This is a genomic window from Novosphingobium sp. (assembly GCF_040398825.1).
Lineage (GTDB): Bacteria > Pseudomonadota > Alphaproteobacteria > Sphingomonadales > Sphingomonadaceae > Novosphingobium.
On sequence record NZ_JBBATI010000020.1, the window covers coordinates 20,550 to 39,195 of the forward strand.

At 65.9% G+C, this 18,646-nt stretch carries 14 protein-coding genes; 3 read left to right on the forward strand and 11 right to left on the reverse strand.

What is annotated here, in order from left to right:
• Nucleotides 1-6 precede the first annotated feature (6 nt).
• Together ABWP89_RS11140 and ABWP89_RS11145 are read right to left on the reverse strand one after the other, a co-directional pair.
• The gene (locus tag ABWP89_RS11140) at nt 7-1,437 is read right to left on the reverse strand and encodes a UdgX family uracil-DNA binding protein (RefSeq protein WP_353229287.1); all 1,431 of its coding nucleotides are present in this window, start codon (nt 1,435-1,437) and stop codon (nt 7-9) included.
• Nucleotides 1,434-2,693 carry a putative DNA modification/repair radical SAM protein gene (locus ABWP89_RS11145; RefSeq protein WP_353229289.1) on the reverse strand — a complete coding sequence of 420 codons (1,260 nt, stop codon included), beginning with the start codon at nt 2,691-2,693 and terminating at the stop codon, nt 1,434-1,436. The genes ABWP89_RS11140 and ABWP89_RS11145 overlap by 4 nt, the downstream gene beginning before the upstream one ends.
• A 132-nt stretch (nt 2,694-2,825) precedes the next feature.
• Here ABWP89_RS11145 and ABWP89_RS11150 point away from each other — a divergent pair, with 132 nt between their 5' ends.
• Nucleotides 2,826-3,821: a cytochrome D1 domain-containing protein gene (locus tag ABWP89_RS11150; RefSeq protein WP_353229290.1), complete on the forward strand. Its 996-nt coding sequence runs from the start codon at nt 2,826-2,828 to the stop codon at nt 3,819-3,821.
• A 10-nt stretch (nt 3,822-3,831) separates the two neighbouring features.
• On the opposite strand, the gene ABWP89_RS11155 is transcribed toward ABWP89_RS11150, so the two are convergent.
• The 4 genes from ABWP89_RS11155 to ABWP89_RS11170 all read right to left on the reverse strand — a co-directional run bounded on the left by ABWP89_RS11155 (nt 3,832) and on the right by ABWP89_RS11170 (nt 8,643).
• Nucleotides 3,832-4,293, reverse strand: coding sequence for a lysozyme inhibitor LprI family protein (locus tag ABWP89_RS11155; protein WP_353229292.1), 462 nt, complete (start codon nt 4,291-4,293; stop codon nt 3,832-3,834).
• A 285-nt stretch (nt 4,294-4,578) separates the two neighbouring features.
• A complete protein-coding gene (locus ABWP89_RS11160; RefSeq protein WP_353229293.1) occupies nt 4,579-6,135 on the reverse strand; it encodes a DUF6504 family protein in 1,557 nt (518 codons plus the stop codon).
• Nucleotides 6,059-6,880: a hypothetical protein gene (locus tag ABWP89_RS11165; protein ID WP_353229294.1), complete on the reverse strand. Its 822-nt coding sequence runs from the start codon at nt 6,878-6,880 to the stop codon at nt 6,059-6,061. The genes ABWP89_RS11160 and ABWP89_RS11165 overlap by 77 nt, the downstream gene beginning before the upstream one ends.
• Nucleotides 6,881-7,065: 185 nt before the next feature.
• Nucleotides 7,066-8,643 carry an amino acid permease gene (locus ABWP89_RS11170; protein ID WP_353229295.1) on the reverse strand — a complete coding sequence of 526 codons (1,578 nt, stop codon included), beginning with the start codon at nt 8,641-8,643 and terminating at the stop codon, nt 7,066-7,068.
• Between the two features lie 235 nt (nt 8,644-8,878).
• On the opposite strand from ABWP89_RS11170, the gene panB reads away from it, so the two are divergent.
• Together panB and ABWP89_RS11180 are read left to right on the forward strand one after the other, a co-directional pair.
• Nucleotides 8,879-9,763: a 3-methyl-2-oxobutanoate hydroxymethyltransferase gene (gene panB / locus ABWP89_RS11175; protein ID WP_353229296.1), complete on the forward strand. Its 885-nt coding sequence runs from the start codon at nt 8,879-8,881 to the stop codon at nt 9,761-9,763.
• A gap of 26 nt (nt 9,764-9,789) precedes the next feature.
• Nucleotides 9,790-10,827: a DUF475 domain-containing protein gene (locus ABWP89_RS11180; protein ID WP_353229297.1), complete on the forward strand. Its 1,038-nt coding sequence runs from the start codon at nt 9,790-9,792 to the stop codon at nt 10,825-10,827.
• On the opposite strand, the gene ABWP89_RS11185 is transcribed toward ABWP89_RS11180, so the two are convergent.
• Genes ABWP89_RS11185 through ABWP89_RS11205 form a run of 5 tightly spaced genes read right to left on the reverse strand, consistent with a single transcriptional unit; the run spans nt 10,828 to nt 18,616 of the window.
• Complete coding sequence (locus ABWP89_RS11185; RefSeq protein ID WP_353229299.1) at nt 10,828-11,910, reverse strand: CaiB/BaiF CoA transferase family protein; 1,083 nt, start codon at nt 11,908-11,910, stop codon at nt 10,828-10,830. It abuts the gene before it with no gap.
• A gap of 59 nt (nt 11,911-11,969) precedes the next feature.
• Entirely contained in the window at nt 11,970-13,637 is a 1,668-nt protein-coding gene (locus ABWP89_RS11190; protein WP_353229300.1) for a tetratricopeptide repeat protein, read from the reverse strand.
• Nucleotides 13,621-14,985 (reverse strand): PEP-CTERM-box response regulator transcription factor, encoded by a 1,365-nt coding sequence (prsR, locus tag ABWP89_RS11195; RefSeq protein WP_353229301.1) that lies wholly within the window; start codon nt 14,983-14,985, stop codon nt 13,621-13,623. The genes ABWP89_RS11190 and prsR overlap by 17 nt, the downstream gene beginning before the upstream one ends.
• On the reverse strand, nt 14,982-17,216 hold the full coding sequence (gene prsK, locus ABWP89_RS11200) for an XrtA/PEP-CTERM system histidine kinase PrsK (RefSeq protein WP_353229303.1): 2,235 nt from the start codon (nt 17,214-17,216) through the stop codon (nt 14,982-14,984). The genes prsR and prsK overlap by 4 nt, the downstream gene beginning before the upstream one ends.
• A 14-nt stretch (nt 17,217-17,230) precedes the next feature.
• Nucleotides 17,231-18,616, reverse strand: a complete 1,386-nt coding sequence (locus ABWP89_RS11205; protein WP_353229304.1) for a TIGR03013 family XrtA/PEP-CTERM system glycosyltransferase — start codon at nt 18,614-18,616, stop codon at nt 17,231-17,233.
• Between the last annotated feature and the right edge of the window lie 30 nt (nt 18,617-18,646).

Below are 18,646 nucleotides of genomic sequence, written 5' to 3' on the forward strand. Positions count from 1 at the left end.
GGCCGGTCATGCCCCGGTCAGCGCGCGCGCGACCATGGCCAGATCATCGGCAAACCGCGCCTCTTCGGCCACGCCCGCCTCTGGCCCCAGCCGCAACAGGTAACTGGGATGGGTGGTGATCAGCAATTGCGCGCCGTCTTCCAGCGGCAACCATCGGCTGCGTTCCTGCTGCACGCTGACGGTGCGGCCCAGGATGCCGCGCGCCGCGCTGGCCCCCAGTGCCAGCACCAACCGGGGGCGCACCAGCAGGCGTTCGGCATCCAGCCACCAGCGGCAGGTGTCGATTTCACGCGCCGTGGGGTTCTGGTGCAGCCGCTGTTTGCCGCGTGGCAGGTGTTTGAAATGACGCACCGCGTTGGTCAGCCGTGCCGCGCCCAGATCCAGCCCGGCCCTTTGCGCATGCTGGCGCAGCACCTGCCCGGCGGGGCCCACGAAGGGCTGCCCCGCCTGTTCTTCGTGATCACCAGGCTGTTCGCCGACGATCATCAGCGGGGCGGTGGCCACCCCCTCCCCCGCCACCGCGCGGGTGCCGTTGCAGCCGATCGCACAGCGGCGGCAGGCATCCACCGCGACATCGAGCGCATCCAGCGATGCGGGCGGGCGGCCCATGTCTTCGGCCCCCAGCGCGATCATCGCCGCCTCTCGCGCCTGGGCAGAGGCGATCAGATCGGGGATCAGTTCCGCCTCGGGCAGGTTTTTCCAATAGCGGCGGGGCATTTCCTTGACCATGGCGTCGATTTTCAGCCGCGCCGGGTTGAAAATCGCGGCGTAATACGTGCGCCACAGCGCCTCGGCCGGATCGCCACCCAGAATATTGGCACGCGCATCGGCGCGGGTGGCCGGCGGGCCTTCGCGCAGTGCTTCGCCATCCCAGTGCAATGCGCCCTGCGGGGTCAGGATCGACCAGCGCATGGTGCCGAACCGGCGCACGAAAAACCCGCCGTTGGCGCGCAGAATGTGGTGATCCGGCTCAAACCACGCGACATAGTGCGGCGTGCCGTCATCCCCCGCCACTTCGCGAAACCGCACAAAGGCGCGCATCTTGTGAATGTCACGGCGCACTGTGCGGGCCAGCGCGTCCACCTTGCGCACATCGCTGTCAGCGCGATCGTCCATCAACCGGGGCACCGCCTGCAACCGCCACAGCAGCCGGTACAACAGATCAAACCGCGCCGGATCGGCATGCAGCGCGGCGCGGTTCGCCAGTTCGACAAAGGCGCGCGATGCCCGCACCGGCGCAGCATCGGCGCCAGCATCGGCAGGCTGCGCAGGCGGGGTGGCGGCGGCGAACAGATCGCCCGCCTGGTTCCCAGGCAGCGACCAGCGCACCTGATCGGGCATGACCCCGGCCTGGATCAGCGCCCGTGCAGTATCGCGCCAGCCATCGAAATCATCGTGCGCCGCCACTGGCACGCGCCACAGAGTTTGCATCGTCATGCCCCGAACAGTTCCAGCTGTTCGCCCCCCGCCGGCGCGACCAGCGCGCGCAGATCGGCGCGATCGGCCAGCATGACCGGGCGCCAGTCGTCGGCGATCACGAACGGGCGCAGTTTGGTCAACGATACCGTCAGCCGCGCCAGATCGGCCAGGGTCAGCCGCCGCAGGCGCCGCGCCGACAGGATGCCATTGACCGCACGCACGCCCAGCCCCGGCACGCGCAACAGCATTTCGCGCGGCGCACGGTTGATATCGACCGGAAACGAATCGCGGAATTTCAACGCGAAGGCCAGCTTGGGATCGATATCCAGCGGCAGCATGCCCGCTGCGTCGGCCGCGCTGCGCACCTCATCGGCAGCATAGCCATAAAACCGCATCAGCCAGTCCGACTGGTACAGCCGGTGTTCGCGCATCAGCGGCGGGCGTTTCAGCGGCAGCACCGCGCTGGCATCGGGGATCGGGCTGAACGCCGAATAATAGACCCGGCGCAACCCGAACCGGCCATACAGCCCCGACGACCGCGTGATGATATCGGCATCGCTGGCGGCATCGGCGCCAACGATCATCTGCGTCGACTGACCGGCGGGGGCATAGCGCGGCGCGTGGCGGAAGCGCCGGCGGGCATCGCGCGCTTCGACAATTTCGCCCGCCATCAGGTCCATCGCGCCTTCGATGCGCGGCACCGATTTGTCGGGCGCCAGCCGCGTCAGTCCGGCCGTGGTCGGCAGTTCGACATTGATTGACACCCGGTCGGCAAACAGCCCGGCGCGGCGGACCATGTCGGGATCGGCCTCCGGGATCGTCTTCAGGTGGATATAGCCCCGAAAATCATGCTCTTCGCGCAGAATTCTGGCAGATTCTATCAGCATTTCCATCGTGTGGTTGGAACTTTTGATGATCCCCGACGACAGGAACAACCCTTCGATATAATTGCGGCGATAGAACGCCAGCGTCAGATCGGCGACCTCTTGCGGGGAAAACCGCGTGCGGCGGACGTTCGAACTTTTGCGGTTGATGCAATAATGGCAGTCGAAAATGCAGTGGTTGGTCAGCAGAATTTTCAGCAGCGAAATGCACCGCCCATCCGGCGCATAGGCATGGCAGATACCCATGCCCTCGGTCGATCCGATCCCCTTGCCGCTTTTGCCGCCGCCCTTGCTGTCGCGCCTGGTGGTGCCCGACGATGCGCACGACGCATCGTATTTCGCCGCATCGGCCAGAATCGCGAGTTTTTCGAGCGTGCTCAGCTGTGTCATTTGTTCCTTATATGTTCCAAAACCAGCGATGGCCAGTGGCAGCAGGGGCACGCCGGCCGCAACCGGTGAAGATTGCCACTGCGGTAGTTCGAATATAGGTTTTGGCGGGATCATCGGCATGGGAGCCACGCGTTGCGAAACCACCTTTTGCTTGCCAGTCTGCTGCTGGCAACCACCGGTCCTGCGGTGCGCGCGCAATCGCTGGTCGTTATCAATCAGGGCACTGCCACGGCCAGCGTGATCGATGCGCGGACCTTTGCGGTTATCGGCCAGATCGATGAGCACCAGCCTGGCCATCTGCACGCGCACGAGGTGGCGGTGTCCCCCGATGGCAGGACGGCCTATTTGCCGGTCTATGGCGACACCGGGTTGGGCATACCCGGTGCCGACGGACACGAATTGCTGTTCGTTGATCTGCCCACCCGCCGCGTGACCGGTTCGGTGGACTTTGGCCATGGCGTGCGGCCACATCTGCCGCAGGTCGATCCCGCAACCGGGCTGGTCTACGTCACCACCGAACTCGACAACAGCGTCACCCTGATCAACCCGAAAACCCGTGCCATCATCGGCAGCATCCCGACCGGGGCCGCCAATTCGCACATGCTGGTGCTGTCGCATGACGGCCGGTTTGGCTACACCGCCAATGTCAAACCCGGTTCAGTGTCGGTGCTGGACCTGAAACAGCGCAAGCTGTTGGCGGTGATTCCGGTGACCGACACGGTGCAGCGCATCGCCATTTCGGCCGATGACCGGTTGATCTTCACCTCTGACAACATGGTACCCCGATTGGCGGTGATGGACACCGCGACGCGCGGGGTGCGTGAATGGATCGCGCTGCCCGGGCTGGGCCATGGTGCAGCCGCCACCCCCGATGGCCGCTGGTTGCTGGTGGCGATGCCGGCGCTGAACCAGGTGGCGGTCATCGACCTGACCAAACGCCAGCTGACCCGCACAATCGCGGTCGGCAAGGCACCGCAGGCCGTGCTGATCCCGCCCGGCCAAAAGGTCGCCTATGTTTCGTGCGGTGGCGCGGGCATGGTCGCGGCGGTGGACCTGGGCAGTTGGAAGGTCATCCGCACCGTGGCGACGGCCTATGGCGCCGATGGCATGGCGTGGGCGGCGCGCTGAAGCGCCCCGATCAGCGCAGATGCTCCAGCCAGATGGTGCGGCGGATGGTCAGTTCGACCTGGCAGGAGCCATAGACAATTGTCATGATCGTTCCGCCTTCAAAGCCATCGGCATCGGTGTGGCAAAACGGATCGCGCGCCGCCAACCATTCGCGCTGGGCGGCCAGAAGACCGGCATGATCAGGCCCCTTGATCCGGGCAAAGGTGGCTTTCCAGACGTGGTTGAGCGCCGCATCCTGCCGCTTAAATTCGGCAGCGAAACAGGCGTCATATTCGGAAGTGATCTTTGCCCGTTTCTGACAAGCCGCAAAGGCTGGGGTGGTTCGGGCCCATACCACAGGATCAGCCTGCTCCTCCTCGGCATTGACAAAAAGATTATAGGCAAACCGCCCGGCGTCGCGGGCCGTCGCGCCGCCAGGCGAAACCAGGCTGGCAACAACCGTAAACCACCGAAAAACTCCGCCGCGCGCCATACCAACACCTCCTGTTCGTCGAACCCTGCATCGCCCGCAGTCTTCGGCATTGGACGGCATTGCGCAACAGCGGATCACCCGGACCGGAACATGGCCGCCTTCGTATCCTCCCCGATTCGGGGAGGGGGACCGCCCGAAGGGTGGTGGTGGGGTGTTGCGGCCGGGTGGGACGTGGCGTTTACAGGGATTGGAGCAGGCTCGGTATTGATCGTGAGGTTGTGGCGTGTGGTGAGGCCCCTCCACCACCCTTCGGGCGGTCCCCCTCCCCGGTTCGGGGAGGATTGGTTAGCCGCACAACCCGTGCAAAAACCATTCGGGCGCACCGCCGCGGCCGTCGCCGGCAATGCCGCGTCGATAAATCCAGAAACGGCGGCCTGTGCTGTCTTCAATTCGATAGTAATCGCGCAGCCGCGCGCCGGCTTTTTCCCGCCACCATTCGGGCGCGATGCGTTCGGGGCCTTCGGCGCGGGCGATTTCGTGCACATGCCCGCGCCAGCGAAACAGGCGGGGCAGGCCATCGGGCGCCTGATAGATCACCGCGATCGGTTCGGCGCGGTCGAGCAGTTTCAGCGGGCGGGTGTGGAATGCCAGTTCCTCCTGCACCGCCAGGCCCGGATCGGGCGCCACCCAGCGTTGCGCGCGTTCGGGCATGTGGCTGGCGCGCGGCACTGGCATGGCCACCGCCCCGCCCCCCAGCCGCACCACCAGCCGATCGATACAGGCCGACAGGCTGGTGCCGTGCGCCTGCGCCGCATGCTCCAGATCGACCTGCGTCAGCGCCATCGGTTCGGCCCAGGGCGCTGACAGCCGCACCAGTTCGATGCCGAAACCGGCATCGCAATCGTCCAGTTTGTGCGCGAACAGCCGGGTGATATGCGCCGGGTCGCGCGTTGCCGCCGCCAGTTCCAGCGGGCGGCGCAACACATCGCCATCGACCTTCCACAGGGCGAGTTCCAGCCGCCGCGCGCCCTGCCCCATCGCCTCCAGCCGGCGGGCCAGCGCCGTGGCCAGATCGGCCACCACCCGATCGAGCAAATCGCGATGGCGCACCGGTTCGGTCAGCCGCCGCTGCACCAGCGGCACCGGCGTGGCGGTGACCGGCAGGATCGGTTCGGGCGCGCGGCCGCACAACTGATCCAGCCGCACCAGCGGATTGGCCGCCGGCGCGCGCCGGTCGCGAAACCGCCGCGCCAGCGCCGGTCGCCCGATCGCGGCCAGATCACCAATGGTTTTCAGCCCCAGCCGTTCCAGCAGCACCACCACCGCATGGTCCAGCCGCAGCCCCGCCACCGGCAGATCGCGCAGCGCAATCATGGGATCGCTGTCGGCCGCCAGCGACGCCCGATCGGGCGCGCCATAATGCGAAAGCGCCCAGGCCGCGCCGGCAGTCGGCGCGATCGCCGCGCGCACCGACACATGCCGCGCGGCAAAACAGCCGCGCACATCGGCCAGCAGCGCCGCTTCGCCGCCAAACAGGTGCGCCACCCCGGTCACATCGACAATCAGCCCGTCGGGCGGATCAAGCGCGCTCCACGGCCCCCAGCGTTGCGCCCACAGCGCCAGCGATTCCAGAAAGGCGCGGTCGCCCGCCGGATCGGCCGGATGCACCACCAGCATCGGCGCCAGCGCGCGCGCATCGGCCAGCAACATGCTTTCGCGCGCACCCGCATGCCATGCCGCGGGCGATACCGCGGTGATGCGGGGCCCGTGCGCGGTTTCGCCGGCCAGCACGACCGGCATATCGCGCGGTTCACCCGCGCGCGTGTCAGAATCCTCCCGGCACAGCCACCAGCGGTCGATCGGCAGCGCCGGGCACCACACCGCCATGATCCGGCGTGACATTGGCATCACAAGGGGCGGCGCTGGTGGCGTCAAAGGCGGTGAGCCGTTGCCCTGCTCCATCATGGCCAAGGTTCCATTGTCCGGGTTGAAAAACGTGTGCGCGGAACAGATCGGCCCGCCAGCGCGGATCACCGGGGGCATCGCCATTCCAGCGCGGTGGCGGACTGGGCGCGGCGGCCACATCCCAGCGCATCCGTGCCGACCCCAGATCGTGCCGCGCCGCCAGCCGCACCAGCCACAGCGGCACGCCATGGCGCTGCGCCACCAGGCTGAGCCGGCGTGAGGCGGTGAAATCGAGCGCCGCCGGATTGCCCGCCACTTCGCCGATAACAAACGCCAGATCGCGGCAGCGCAGCGCCTCTTCCAGCGCGAACAGCGCATCCTGGGCATTGGCAGTGGCGACATGGATCAGCCGGTGGCGCAAACCGATCGGCAACCCGGGGCGATAGGGGCGGCCCGATTGGCGTAGTGCCGCCTTGTCCTGCACCCACAGCCAGGGGCGGTGATCGGCTGGATCGGTGGCCGCATCGGCGGCCAATGCCAGCGCCAGTGCGGCGCCGCTGGCTTCATCGGCCGGGGCAAACAGTTCGGTATGGAGACAGGCGGGCGCGCCGTCACTGTCGCGCAGGCCCGGGCGCCAGCGGGTGGGGCGCGCACGCGCCCAATCCTCCCCGAAGCGGGGAGCGGGACCGTCCGCAGGACGGTGGAGGGGTGTTGCCGCACGCGCATTGTGCCCAGGGCGCATCCCCTCCACCACCCTTACGGGTGGTCCCCCTCCCCGCTTCGGGGAGGATAGGGGGGCGTTTGGGGCAGCGAATCGGTCCATATGTTCTTATTATGTTCTCATTTGCCGATTGCGCAACCGCCAACAGCAACGGGCCGGGGGACAATTGCCCCCCGGCCCGCAAAACTTTTCCGCCCAAAAAGCCGTCAATCGATCGGCGGGACCGAGCTGGGCGGGATGTCGGCGTCAAGTTCGTGCACTTCGGAAAGACCGCGCCCGACATGGCTCTTGCGATAGCCATACGCGAAATAAACCACCAGACCGACGCCGCCCCAGATCGGCAGCACCAGGATCGAACTGAGCGGCAGATTAAGATACAGAAACAGACAGCCCGCTGCTGCAATCGGCCCGGTGACCCACACCAGCGGCGTGCGGAACGGACGATGGCGGCCCGGATCACGCCAGCGCAGGATCATGACCGCCAGCGCGACCATGAAAAACGCAAACAGCGTACCCGAATTCGAAATGTCAGCCAGCTGCCCCACCGGCAGCAGCGCAGCGGCAAACGCCACGAAAACCCCGGTAAAGATGGTGACGATATACGGCGTCTTCCACTTCGGATGCACGGTCGCCAGCTTTTCAGGCAGCAGCCCGTCACGCGCCATCACGAAAAAGATGCGCGTCTGGCCAAAGATCATCATCAGGATAACCGACGGCAGCGCCAGATTGGCAGCAAGGCCGATCAGGTCGCCCGCCCGGCTGTAATTGATCGAGCGCAGCACATAGGCCAGCGCTTCCTTGGAACATACCAGCGGTTGTGCGCCCTTCGCCGTCAGCGCTGCACACTGCGCGGCAAAATCCGCAGAATCGGGCGATACGCCCACCGCGGTCGGTTGTGCGCCGATTGCACCCACCGCGCCGGCCGCGACCAGCAGGTAAAAAATCGTGCAGATCGCCAGGCTGCCGATCAGGCCGATGGGGACGTTGCGCTGCGGATTCTTGGTTTCCTCCGCCGCGGTGGAAACCGCGTCAAACCCGACATAGGCAAAAAAGATCGACGACGCCGCGCCGACAATCCCCATGCCCGATGATCCCGCCAGGCCAAACCAGCCATTGGGCGCGAACGGTGCGAAATGGTCGGCGTGCATCACCGGCAGCGTCAGCACCACGAACATCGTCAACGCGGCAACCTTGATTGTCACCAGCACCGCATTGACGGTCGCGCTTTCGGTCGTGCCCTTCACCAGCAACGCCGTGATCAGCCCCGCAATCACGATCGCCGGCACGTTGATCACCCCGGTGGAAAAATCGGCATGGGGCAAACCATTGACAAACGTCCATGCCGGCCCGGCGCTTAACGATGGTGGCAGGACCAGCCCGAACCAGCTTTTCAACAGGCCCATGAAGTAGCCAGACCACCCGACGCACACCGCCGACGCCGCCACCGCATATTCCAGGATCAGCGCCCAGCCGACCATCCACGCCAGCAATTCACCAACCACCGCATAGGAATAGGTATAGGCAGAGCCGGATACCGGCACCATCGACGCCAGTTCGGAATAGCACAATGCCGCCACCGCACAGACAAAGCCGGCAATGACAAAGCTCCACATCATGCCGGGGCCGGCCTTTTGCGCGGCCGCCGCCGTCAGCACGAAAATCCCGGTGCCGATGACCGCGCCAACGCCAAGCAGCGTCAGCTGGACCGGCCCGAGCGAACGATGCAGTGCTTTTTTCTCGGCCGTGGCAAGAATGGCGTCGAGTGATTTGACGCGACCAAACATTGAATTCTCCCGCCTTGGTCCGCCGCTTGCCCATGCCCGCCGTCCATCACGCTCCACCGGGGATTCGCGATCAAGGCTGACCGGGTTGCGAGCGCTAACCAGGTTATGGTGCGACGCTAGCCGCATACCCCGCGCCCGGCAAAGACCTTTTTGCTGGCCCATGTGCCCCTTGCCCTCTGCGCCCGGTGGGCTAAGCCTGACCAGACCGGCCACGCAACGGAAAAACCACGACCCCATGTCCACGACATTCCAGCTCGATACCTCGACCAGCCGCGCCCATCCCACCCCCGCGCCGATGAAGCGGCTGACCGTGCCGCAGATCCGCGCGCGCAAGGTGGATGGCGTGACCGCCGAACCGATCGTGATGCTGACCGCCTATACCGCGCGCCAGGCGCAATTGCTGGATGCGCATTGCGATCTGCTGCTGGTGGGGGATTCGCTGGGCCAGGTGATCTATGGCCTGCCATCCAGCGTGCCGGTCACGCTGGACATGATGGTTGCGCATGGCGCCGCAGTGGTGCGCGGCAGCTATCACGCGGCAGTGGTGGTCGACATGCCGTTCGGCAGTTACGAAGCCTCACCCGAGGCCGCCTTTGCCAGCGCCGCACGCGTGCTGAAGGAAACCGGCTGCGCCGCGATCAAGCTGGAAGGGGGGGAGGCGATGGCCGCAACGGTCGCGTTTCTGGTGCAACGCGGCATTCCGGTGATGGGCCATGTCGGCCTGACCCCGCAGGCGGTCAATGTGCTGGGCGGGTACAATGCGCGCGGGCGCAGCACGGCAGAGGCGGACAAGATCATGGCCGATGCCCGCGCGCTCGACAATGCCGGCGCGTTTGCCGTGGTGATCGAAGGCGTGGTCGAACCGATCGCGGTGGCGATCACCCAGGCGATCGGCTGCCCCACCATCGGCATCGGCGCGTCGGCGCAGTGCGACGGGCAGGTGCTGGTGACCGATGATATGCTGGGGCTGTTTGAACGGGTGCCCCGGTTTGTCAAAGTCTATGAAAACCTGGCCGAAGTGATCGGCAACGCGGCGGCGCACTATGCCGCCGATGTGCGCGCGCGGACCTTTCCGGGGCCGGAACAGACGTACCAGCCGCGCGCCGACAAGACCGCCTGACCCTTCTCCATCATCAGGAAACCCCCGTGCTGCGCCAATTTTCCGGATCATTGCTGTTCACTCTGGCCGCGCTGATCGCCGCACTGGTCTATGGCTGGCTAAGTACCGGATCGGTCGCTGCCACCGCCGGGATGGTGTGGATCGTGCTGGTGCTGGCGGTGCTGGAAATATCGCTATCGTTCGACAATGCGGTGGTCAATGCCGCGGTGCTGACCGACATGGACCCGCTGTGGCAACGCCGGTTTCTGACCTGGGGCATGCTGATCGCGGTGTTTGGCATGCGTATCGTGTTTCCGCTGGCGATCGTCGCGCTGGCCGCGGGGCTGGGCCCGGTCGACGCGCTGGTGCTGTCGCTGACCGACCCTGTGCGGTATGAGGCGATCGTCAGCAGCGCGCATATCGCCATATCGGGCTTTGGCGGCGCGTTCCTGCTGCTGGTCGGGCTGAATTATTTTCTGGATGATGCCAAGGACGTCCACTGGATCGGCTGGATCGAACGATCGCTGGCGGCGCTGGGAATCGTCCATGCGGTGGGCATCGCGCTGGTGCTGACGCTGCTGCTGATCATCGCGCGACTGCTGCCCGCGCACGAGGCGCTGGTGTTTGTGGAATGCGGGGTAGGCGGGATCATCGCGCATGTCGCGGTCGAGGCCATCGGCACCGTGCTGGAAGCGCGTGAGGAAACCCGGCGCGCGGCCGGCGCGCTGGTGCGATCGGGCCTCGGCGGTTTTCTGTATCTGAACGTGCTCGACGCTTCGTTCAGCTTTGACGGGGTGATCGGGGCGTTTGCACTGTCCAATTCGATGGTGGTGATCGCGCTGGGGCTGTCGATCGGGGCGATGTTTGTGCGATCGATCACGCTGCTGCTGGTCAAATATGGCACCCTGGCCGAATACCGCTTTCTGGAACACGGCGCGTTCTGGGCGATTGTCGCGCTGGGGCTGATCATGCTGGCATCAACCCGCATCGATATTCCTGAAACCGTGACCGGGCTGATCGGCGCTGTGCTGATCGGCGTCGCGCTGTGGTCATCGCGCCGGGCCCGGCAACCCGGCACAGCGTAATCAATCCGCGTTACGCCCGGCCAATCGCGGCGCCGGTGCCGGGGTGCCGGAAAAGCGCGGCGCGGGCGCGGGCATGACCATGCCGCCGTCCTCCACAAACGTGCCGCGCGCGCGGTTGTGCGGATGGCCGGGCGCCTCGGCCAGGCTCAGTACCGGGGCAAAGCAGGCGTCGCTGCCTTCGAGCAGCGCGCACCATTCGTCACGCGTGCGGGTCAGAAACAGCGCCGCCACCCGCTCTTTCAACGGCGCCCACTGCGCCGGGTCCATCTGGCGCGCAAACTGGGCATCGTCCTGCAATCCGGTGCGTTCCAGCAACAGCGCATAGAACTGCGGTTCGATCGACCCGATGGAAATCCATTTGCCATCGGCGGTTTCATAGGTGTCGTAAAAATGCGCGCCCCCGTCCAGCAGGTTGACCCCGCGCTGGTCGCGCCATTGCTTGTTGCCGAAAAACGTCCAGGTCATCGCCGACAGGATCGCTGCGCCATCGACCATCGCGCAATCGACCACCTGGCCTTTGCCGGTGCGTTGTGCAGAGAACACCGCCGCCATCAGGCCAAATGCCATCAGCATGCCGCCGCCACCAAAATCGCCCACCGCATTGACCGGAAACACCGGCTTGCCCCCGGCCTGGCCATATGTGTGCAGCGCGCCCGACAGCGCGATATAGTTGATGTCGTGCCCGGCCACCGGCGCCATCGGCCCATCCTGCCCCCAGCCGGTCATCCGCCCGAACACCAGCGCCGGATTGTCGGCCAGCAGCACATCGGGCCCCAGCCCCAGCCGTTCCATCACCCCGGGGCGGAAACCTTCGATCACCACATCGGCACTGCGCACCAGATCGCGGATCTGCGCGATTGCCGCCGGGTCCTTCATATCCAGCGCCAGCCGTTCGCGGTTGCGGTTAAGGATATCGCGGTTGCCGGCATCACCGACGCGGGGCTCTGCACCAGGCTTCGTCCGCGCCGGGCGTTCGATGCGGATCACCCGCGCGCCATGGTCGGCCAGCATCATGCCGGCAAACGGCCCTGGCCCGATCCCGGCAAATTCGACGACGGTCAGACCTTCCAGCGCACCGGCCATACCCTATTCTCCCCCAATTGCCCGCGCGCCAGTTTTAAGCGATCGGTTGAACCAGCGGGTTAGCCGGTCTTTGCCGCGCTTGTCGAGGGACTTCGCGCGATCTGTGGCAGCGCGAGTTCACGCGCCAGCATCGCCTTTTGCAACGCATTCAGATCGCGCGCACGCGCCGGGTTGCCTGCCCAGCCGGCCGCAAGCAGCGTCATCGCCGTCGCGCTTTCGGGGTTTTGCGCCAGATAGCGCGATGTCATCGCATCGGCATCGGGGGTGCGTCCTGATGCGCGCAGGGCGGCATCCATGCGCACCAGCACCGCTTCGTTAAACCGGATCGCAGCGGCATTGGTGTAATCGATCAGCGCCGCGCGCGCATCGCCGCGCATCGTGCGCACATCACCGGCCAGCATCTGCGCCTCGGCATTGCCGGTGTTTTCATCGCGCAGCCGGTCGGCCACCGGCTGTGCCGCATCGGCCTGGTGCGCGGCCAGCAGCGCGCGGATATAGGGCACCGCGTTGCGCGCGGCTCGCGGATTATCGGCATAATGCGTGGCCAGCACCGCCAGCGTGCCCTGCCCGGGCAGCGCTGCCGCGCCGCGTGTGGCGGTGATCGCCCGCAACTGCGCGGTCAGCGCCGTGACCCGCGCACGGGCGGCAGTGCCACGGGGGCCGCGGTCACGCGCGGCAACATGCTGCCACCCGGTGCGGGCCAGCGCGATCACGTCGGGATCAGCACGGCCGCTGGCGATGTCGCCTTCGCACACCTCGGTCACGCGGCGCCAGTCGCCCTTTGCCGCCAGCGCGCGCACCAACAGCTGGCGCGCCATGCGGTTATCCGGCTGCATCCGTCCCAACCGGTCCAGCGCTTCGACCGCCAGGTCAAAATTGCCCGTACGAAATTCCAGCACGCCCGACAGCAGCATGGCCGCGGGCATATCGCGAAACGCCGATCCCGTGCGCTGCAGGATTGACCGGGCCAGCGCGGTCTGCCCGGCGCGCGCTGCCAGCACCGCCTGCATCAACAGCGGGCGCGGGTTGCGGGGGTCCACCTCGGCCAGTTTGCGCGCCACGATCAGCATGGGTCGCGCCTCACCCATGTCGCCCAGCGTCGCGCCATAGGCTTCGAGCAGCGCGGGTTCATCCGGATGCAGTTTCAGCGCGGCTTCAAACCATGGCAGCGAAGCCGCCAGCCCGTATTGTTCGCGGATCAGCAACCCGCGCAAGGCCAGCGCACCGGGATTGCGCGGGTCGAGCGCGACGGCATGATCGGCCGCCACCACCGCCAGTGCCTGTTCGCCGCCAGTAAACCGCATCGATGCGATCGACACCCACAGATCGGCATCCCCCGGCGCAAAACGCAAAGCCTGATCAAAAGCCGCGGCTGCTGCAGGCAGATTGCCCTCCGCCAGCGCGATCTGGCCCCGAATGCGCCAGCCCAGCCCGGCACCGTCGGCGGTCATCGGCCCGGCATCCAGCACTTTGCGCGCGGCATCGCGATCGCCCTCGGCCAGCAGCGACTTGGCCAGCCAGGGCCGCAGGGCCGCATCGGCATGGGTGGCGGCCAGTGCCGCACGCACCACGGTTTCGGCGCTGACCGGGTCGCGCCGCGCGATCGCTGCATCGGCAGCGTGGCGCGCGGCGTCGATCGCGGTTTCGCCACCCTGCGCGGTGACCGCCACCGACAGCGCCACCGCCCCGACCAGCCAGCGCGCGATGGTGCTAGTGCTGCAGATCATACTGTTTGAGCAGATCGTACAGCGTTGGCCGGCTGATCCCCAGCAGCCGCGCAGTGCTGGTGATATTGCCCTCACTGCGCGCCAGCGCGTGGCGGATCATCCGCCGGTCGGTCACTTCGCGCGCGGTTTTCAGGTTCAGCATCTGGTCTTCGCTGGTGCCAGGGTCAGCCAGATCAAGATCGGCGGCGGTGATCAGTTTGCCATCGGCCATGATCACCGCGCGTTTCAGCCGGTTTTCCAGTTCGCGCACATTGCCCGGCCAGCCCCAGGCATCGATCGCGGCCAGCGCATCGGGGGTAAAACCCTTGACCGACGGGTTCATCTGCGCGGCAAACCGCGCCAGGAACGCGCGCGCCAGCAGCACGGCATCCCCCGCCCGATCCGCCAGCCCCGGAATGCGCACGACAATTTCCGCCAGCCGGTAATACAGATCTTCGCGGAACCGCGCGTCGGCAATCATCGCTTCCAGGTTCTGATGGGTGGCGCACACGATCCGCGTATCCACCTCGATCGATCGGCGCCCGCCGATGCGTTCGATCGTGCGTTCCTGCAGGAACCGCAACAGCTTTACCTGCAATTGCAGCGGGATATCGCCGACTTCGTCCAGAAACAGCGTGCCGCCGCTGGCCTGTTCAATCTTGCCTTCGGTCATTTTGACCGCGCCGGTGAACGCACCCTTTTCGTGCCCGAACAGTTCGCTTTCCAGCAGGTTTTCGGGGATCGCCGCGCAGTTGATGGCCACGAACGCGCCCTTGGCCCGGGCCGACGCTTCGTGCAGCCCGCGCGCCAGCAATTCCTTGCCCGTGCCGCTGGCGCCCAGCAGCATGACCGACACATTGGTGTTGGCCACGCGTTCGATCGTGCGCGCCACTTTGACCATTTCGGGCGCCGCGGTGATCAGCCGTCCCAGCACGCGGTTATCGGCGGGCGCGCGGGTCGCCAGCAGGCGGTTTTCCAGCTCCAGCTTGTGCACATGCAGCGCGCGCCGCACGATCAGGCCGATCGCATCGATATCCAACGGTTTGGCATAGAAATCATAGGCACCGTGCTGGATGGCGCGCAGCGCGGATTCGCGCGCGCCATGGCCCGATGCCACGATCACCTTGGTATCAGGCTTGATCGCCATGATCGCGTCGAGCAGCGCAAAGCCTTCGCTCACCCCGTCGGGATCGGGCGGCAGCCCCAGATCGAGCGTGACCACCGGCGGTTCTTCTGCGCGCAACAATGTCAGCGCGGTTTGCCGGTCGCCGGCAATCAGCACCTCAAAATCTTCATAGGCCCATTTCAGCTGCGCCTGCAGGCCGGGATCATCCTCGACAATCAGCAGCTTTGGGTGGATCGACGTCATGACACAGGTACTTTCGTCGCGGGATGGGAAACGGATGGTGCCGGCGCAACCGCCGGATCGGGCATATCCGACGCGTCCGGCGCCAGCGGCAGGTGGATGGTAAAGCGGCTGCCCAGCCCTTCGCGGCTGTCCACCTGCAACCGGCCGCGCATGGCATGAACCAGCTCGCGCGCTTCGAACGCGCCGATGCCGAAACCGCCGGGCTTGGTCGATACAAACGGCGTGAACAGGCGGTTGCGCACGAATTCAGGGCTCATCCCGCTGCCACTGTCGATCACTTCGATCACCCCTTGCCCGTCGACGACCCGGCTGCGTAGCATCACCCCCAGCTGCGCCTCGGTCGCATCCAGCGCGTTCTGCACCAGATGGCTGATCACCTGGTCCAGCGTGTCGCGCGCGGCGATCACCCGGCACGGCTGCGCATCGGCGGCAAACACCTGCGGATGCCCCAGCGCGACGTTGCAGCGGGTGGCGATTGCGGTGATCACCTCGGCCGCATCGATCGGTTCACCGGGCGGCACGCTGCCCGCGCCATAACGCGACAGCCGCGCGATCAGCGTGTTGAGCTTGTCGGCGGAATTGCGCAGCGTCACCAGCATGTCGCGGCGGAATTCGGGATTGTCGGCATGGCGTTCGGCATTGCGCGCCAGCAGCGCCAGCTGGCTGGCCAGGTTCTTGATATCGTGCATCACAAACGCGATGCGGCGGTTGAATTCGTCGAACCGGCTTGCCTCCAGCAGGGCGGCATGGCTGGACTGTTCGGCCAGAAAGCTGGCCAGCTGTTGCCCGACCACGCGCAACAGATCAAAATCTTCCCAATCCAGTTCGCGCACCAGCGCCGGGCGGCCCAGCACCACCAGCCCGACCAGCCGTTCAAAATGCAGCAGCGGCACCAGCACCCATACCGCGTCTTCGTCTACCATCCACGCCGGCATCAGCGTGGCTTCGCCGGTATGGTCGGTGCCGCGCCGCACCTGATCCAGATCGACGATAAAGCCGCTGCGTTCCAGAAACGCGACCGCCGCCGCCGCCATCGCGTTGGCCGGAATATCCAGCGTCGGCCATTGCCAGCGCGATGCCAGCACCAGCCCGCCGCCTTCGCCCGGAACCAGCAGCACGCCGCGCGCGCTGTCGGTAATGTCTGCCACCGCCTGCACCACGCGGGCGTGGAGCGGCTGAGCCTGTGAATCCGCCGGGGCATTGAGATTGGCACGACCGATCGTGCGTGCAAACCGCAGCCATTCGGCCCGATAGTCATAGCGGTGCTGAAAGAAATGTTTGGCCAGCACGACATTCAACCAGCGCCGCAACCGCGCCGACGGCACCAGCGCGATGATCACCACCGTGGTGCCAAAGGCAAAGCCCAATTGCACCAGTTCGCTGGTGTTGCCACCGGCCCAGGCGACCGATTGAGCGGCGCCGACCATGACGATCAGATAGACACCGATGATCAGCAGCATCAGCGATTGAAACGCAACCGCGCGCGATGGCGACAACCGCAACGAACCGCCGCTGCGCGCCGCCACGCCGACCATCACCAGCGCCAGACCCTGTGCCGCCGCACGCAGCACCACCAGTTCGTCGGGCATCGCATGGCCAAGATAGGCGATGGTATAATAGTTGAGGTCGTATCCCCAGATCAGCGCCAGCGCCAGGCAGTTCCAGCGCACCGCCGACCGCTGCCCCGCTACCGCGCCGACATACAGGTTGTGCACCAGCACCAGCGCGCCGGTGGTCGTCAGCAGGTGGAACAGGTCCGACACTTTGCCGATGGTGGTGACCGCCGCCGCAAACGCCGCATAGCGCACCGTCAGCATCACCAGGCCAATCTGAAACAGTTCCACCAGCGCCAGCGCCGCCAGCACCGGGCGCACCGGGGCCACGGTTTCATCACGATGGTCGCGTGCAAACAGGTTGAGCACGACCATCAGCCAGGCCAGATTGCGCGCCACTTCACCCAGCGTCGCCAGCATGCTGGTGCTGCCATTGGCCGAACCGATCAGGCACCACAGCCCGGTGACCGCCACCGCCGCAATTTCCGCCCGGCTGGTGCCGCGCCGCCGGCGATGCCGGTCGATCAGCCACACCGCCAGCAGCATCGCCGCAAACGCCGCCGCCAGATAGAACCAGCGCCCGGTGGCGGTCCAGCTGAGCAGCGGGTGGGTAAGGATCGGGTGCCCAGAGATTGCCTGACCAGAGATCGCCTGACCAGTGATCGCCTGATTTGCCATGGCGCCCGTCCCGATCAGCGCGCGCCCTCGTTCCACAGGACCACCCGCAGCGTTTGCAGCAGGATCAGCAGGTCCAGGAACGGGGTATAATTCTTGGCGTAATAAAGGTCGTATTCCAGCTTGTGCCGCGAATCTTCGATCGACGCGCCATAGGGATAGTTGATCTGCGCCCAGCCGGTGATGCCGGGTTTGACCATGTGCCGTTCGGCGTAATAAACCAGCTGTTCTTCCAGCTCGTCGACGAATTCGGGGCGTTCCGGACGCGGACCGACAAAGCTCATTTCGCCCTTCAGCACGGTCCACGCCTGCGGCAGTTCATCGATCCGGCATTTGCGGATAATGCGGCCGATGCGGGTCACGCGCGGGTCTGCCTTGGCCGCCCATTGCGCCCCGCCGGCCTCTGCATCCACCCGCATCGACCGCAATTTGATCAGCGAGAACGGTTGCCCGTACAGCCCGACCCGCACCTGGCGGAAAAACGCCGGGCCCCGGCTGTCGATCTTTACCAGGATCGCAAACAGCGCAACCAGCGGCGCGGTCAGCACCAGCAGGATCAGGCTGGCAACGATATCGAACAGGCGCTTGAACGCGCTCGACACCATCCGCCCCGATGAAAACCCGTCGGAAAAGATCAGCCAGCTGGGATTGACCGTGTCGAGATCGACCCGCCCCGTTTCGCGTTCCAGAAAGGTCGAAAATTCATTGACATGGACCCCGGTGGTCTTGATCCGCAACAGGTCTTTCAGCGGCAGTGCGTTGCGCCGTTCCTCCAGCGCCAGCACGACCTCGCTCACCCCCAGGTTTTCAACATGCCGGGTCAGGTTGGCGATGGCATCGCGGTGGATGGCCTCGGCAATCACCGGCGGGGCCGAACTCATGCCGACATAGCCGACGATGACAAAGCCGGCCTCTGGCTTTTCACCCAGCTTGCGCAGGCGATCGGCGCGCGCGCCGGCACCCAGCACCAGCACGCGCCGGCGGAACGCGGCAGTGCCCAGCAATCCGCCCAGCAGCACGCGCACCAGGATGAGCAGCGCCATGGCGATGAACATCGCGTAAAACAGGTTTGACCGCCACAGCGTGCGCCCGGGCAGCAGGAAATACACCACTGACAGCGCGATGATGCCCAGGCTGATCGCGACCAGCAGCCGCGCCGCGGCATAGCGCATCGATCGCAACGAATCCGGGCCATAGACCCCGACCGCAATCATCGCGGTCTGTACCAGCACGGCAAAGATCAGCAGCGGCGCCCAGCGCTGGTCGATCTGCCCGACATCGATGCCCAGTTGCCAGGCGCGGACCATCCATCCGAGCTCACCCGACACGATCAACAGGGCAAAATCAAACAGCGCCAGCAGCATGACCGCGTTGGGAATATAATGCTTGAACAAGCGGATCATCGCGGCAGACGCCCTTTGTTGGCCGGCACC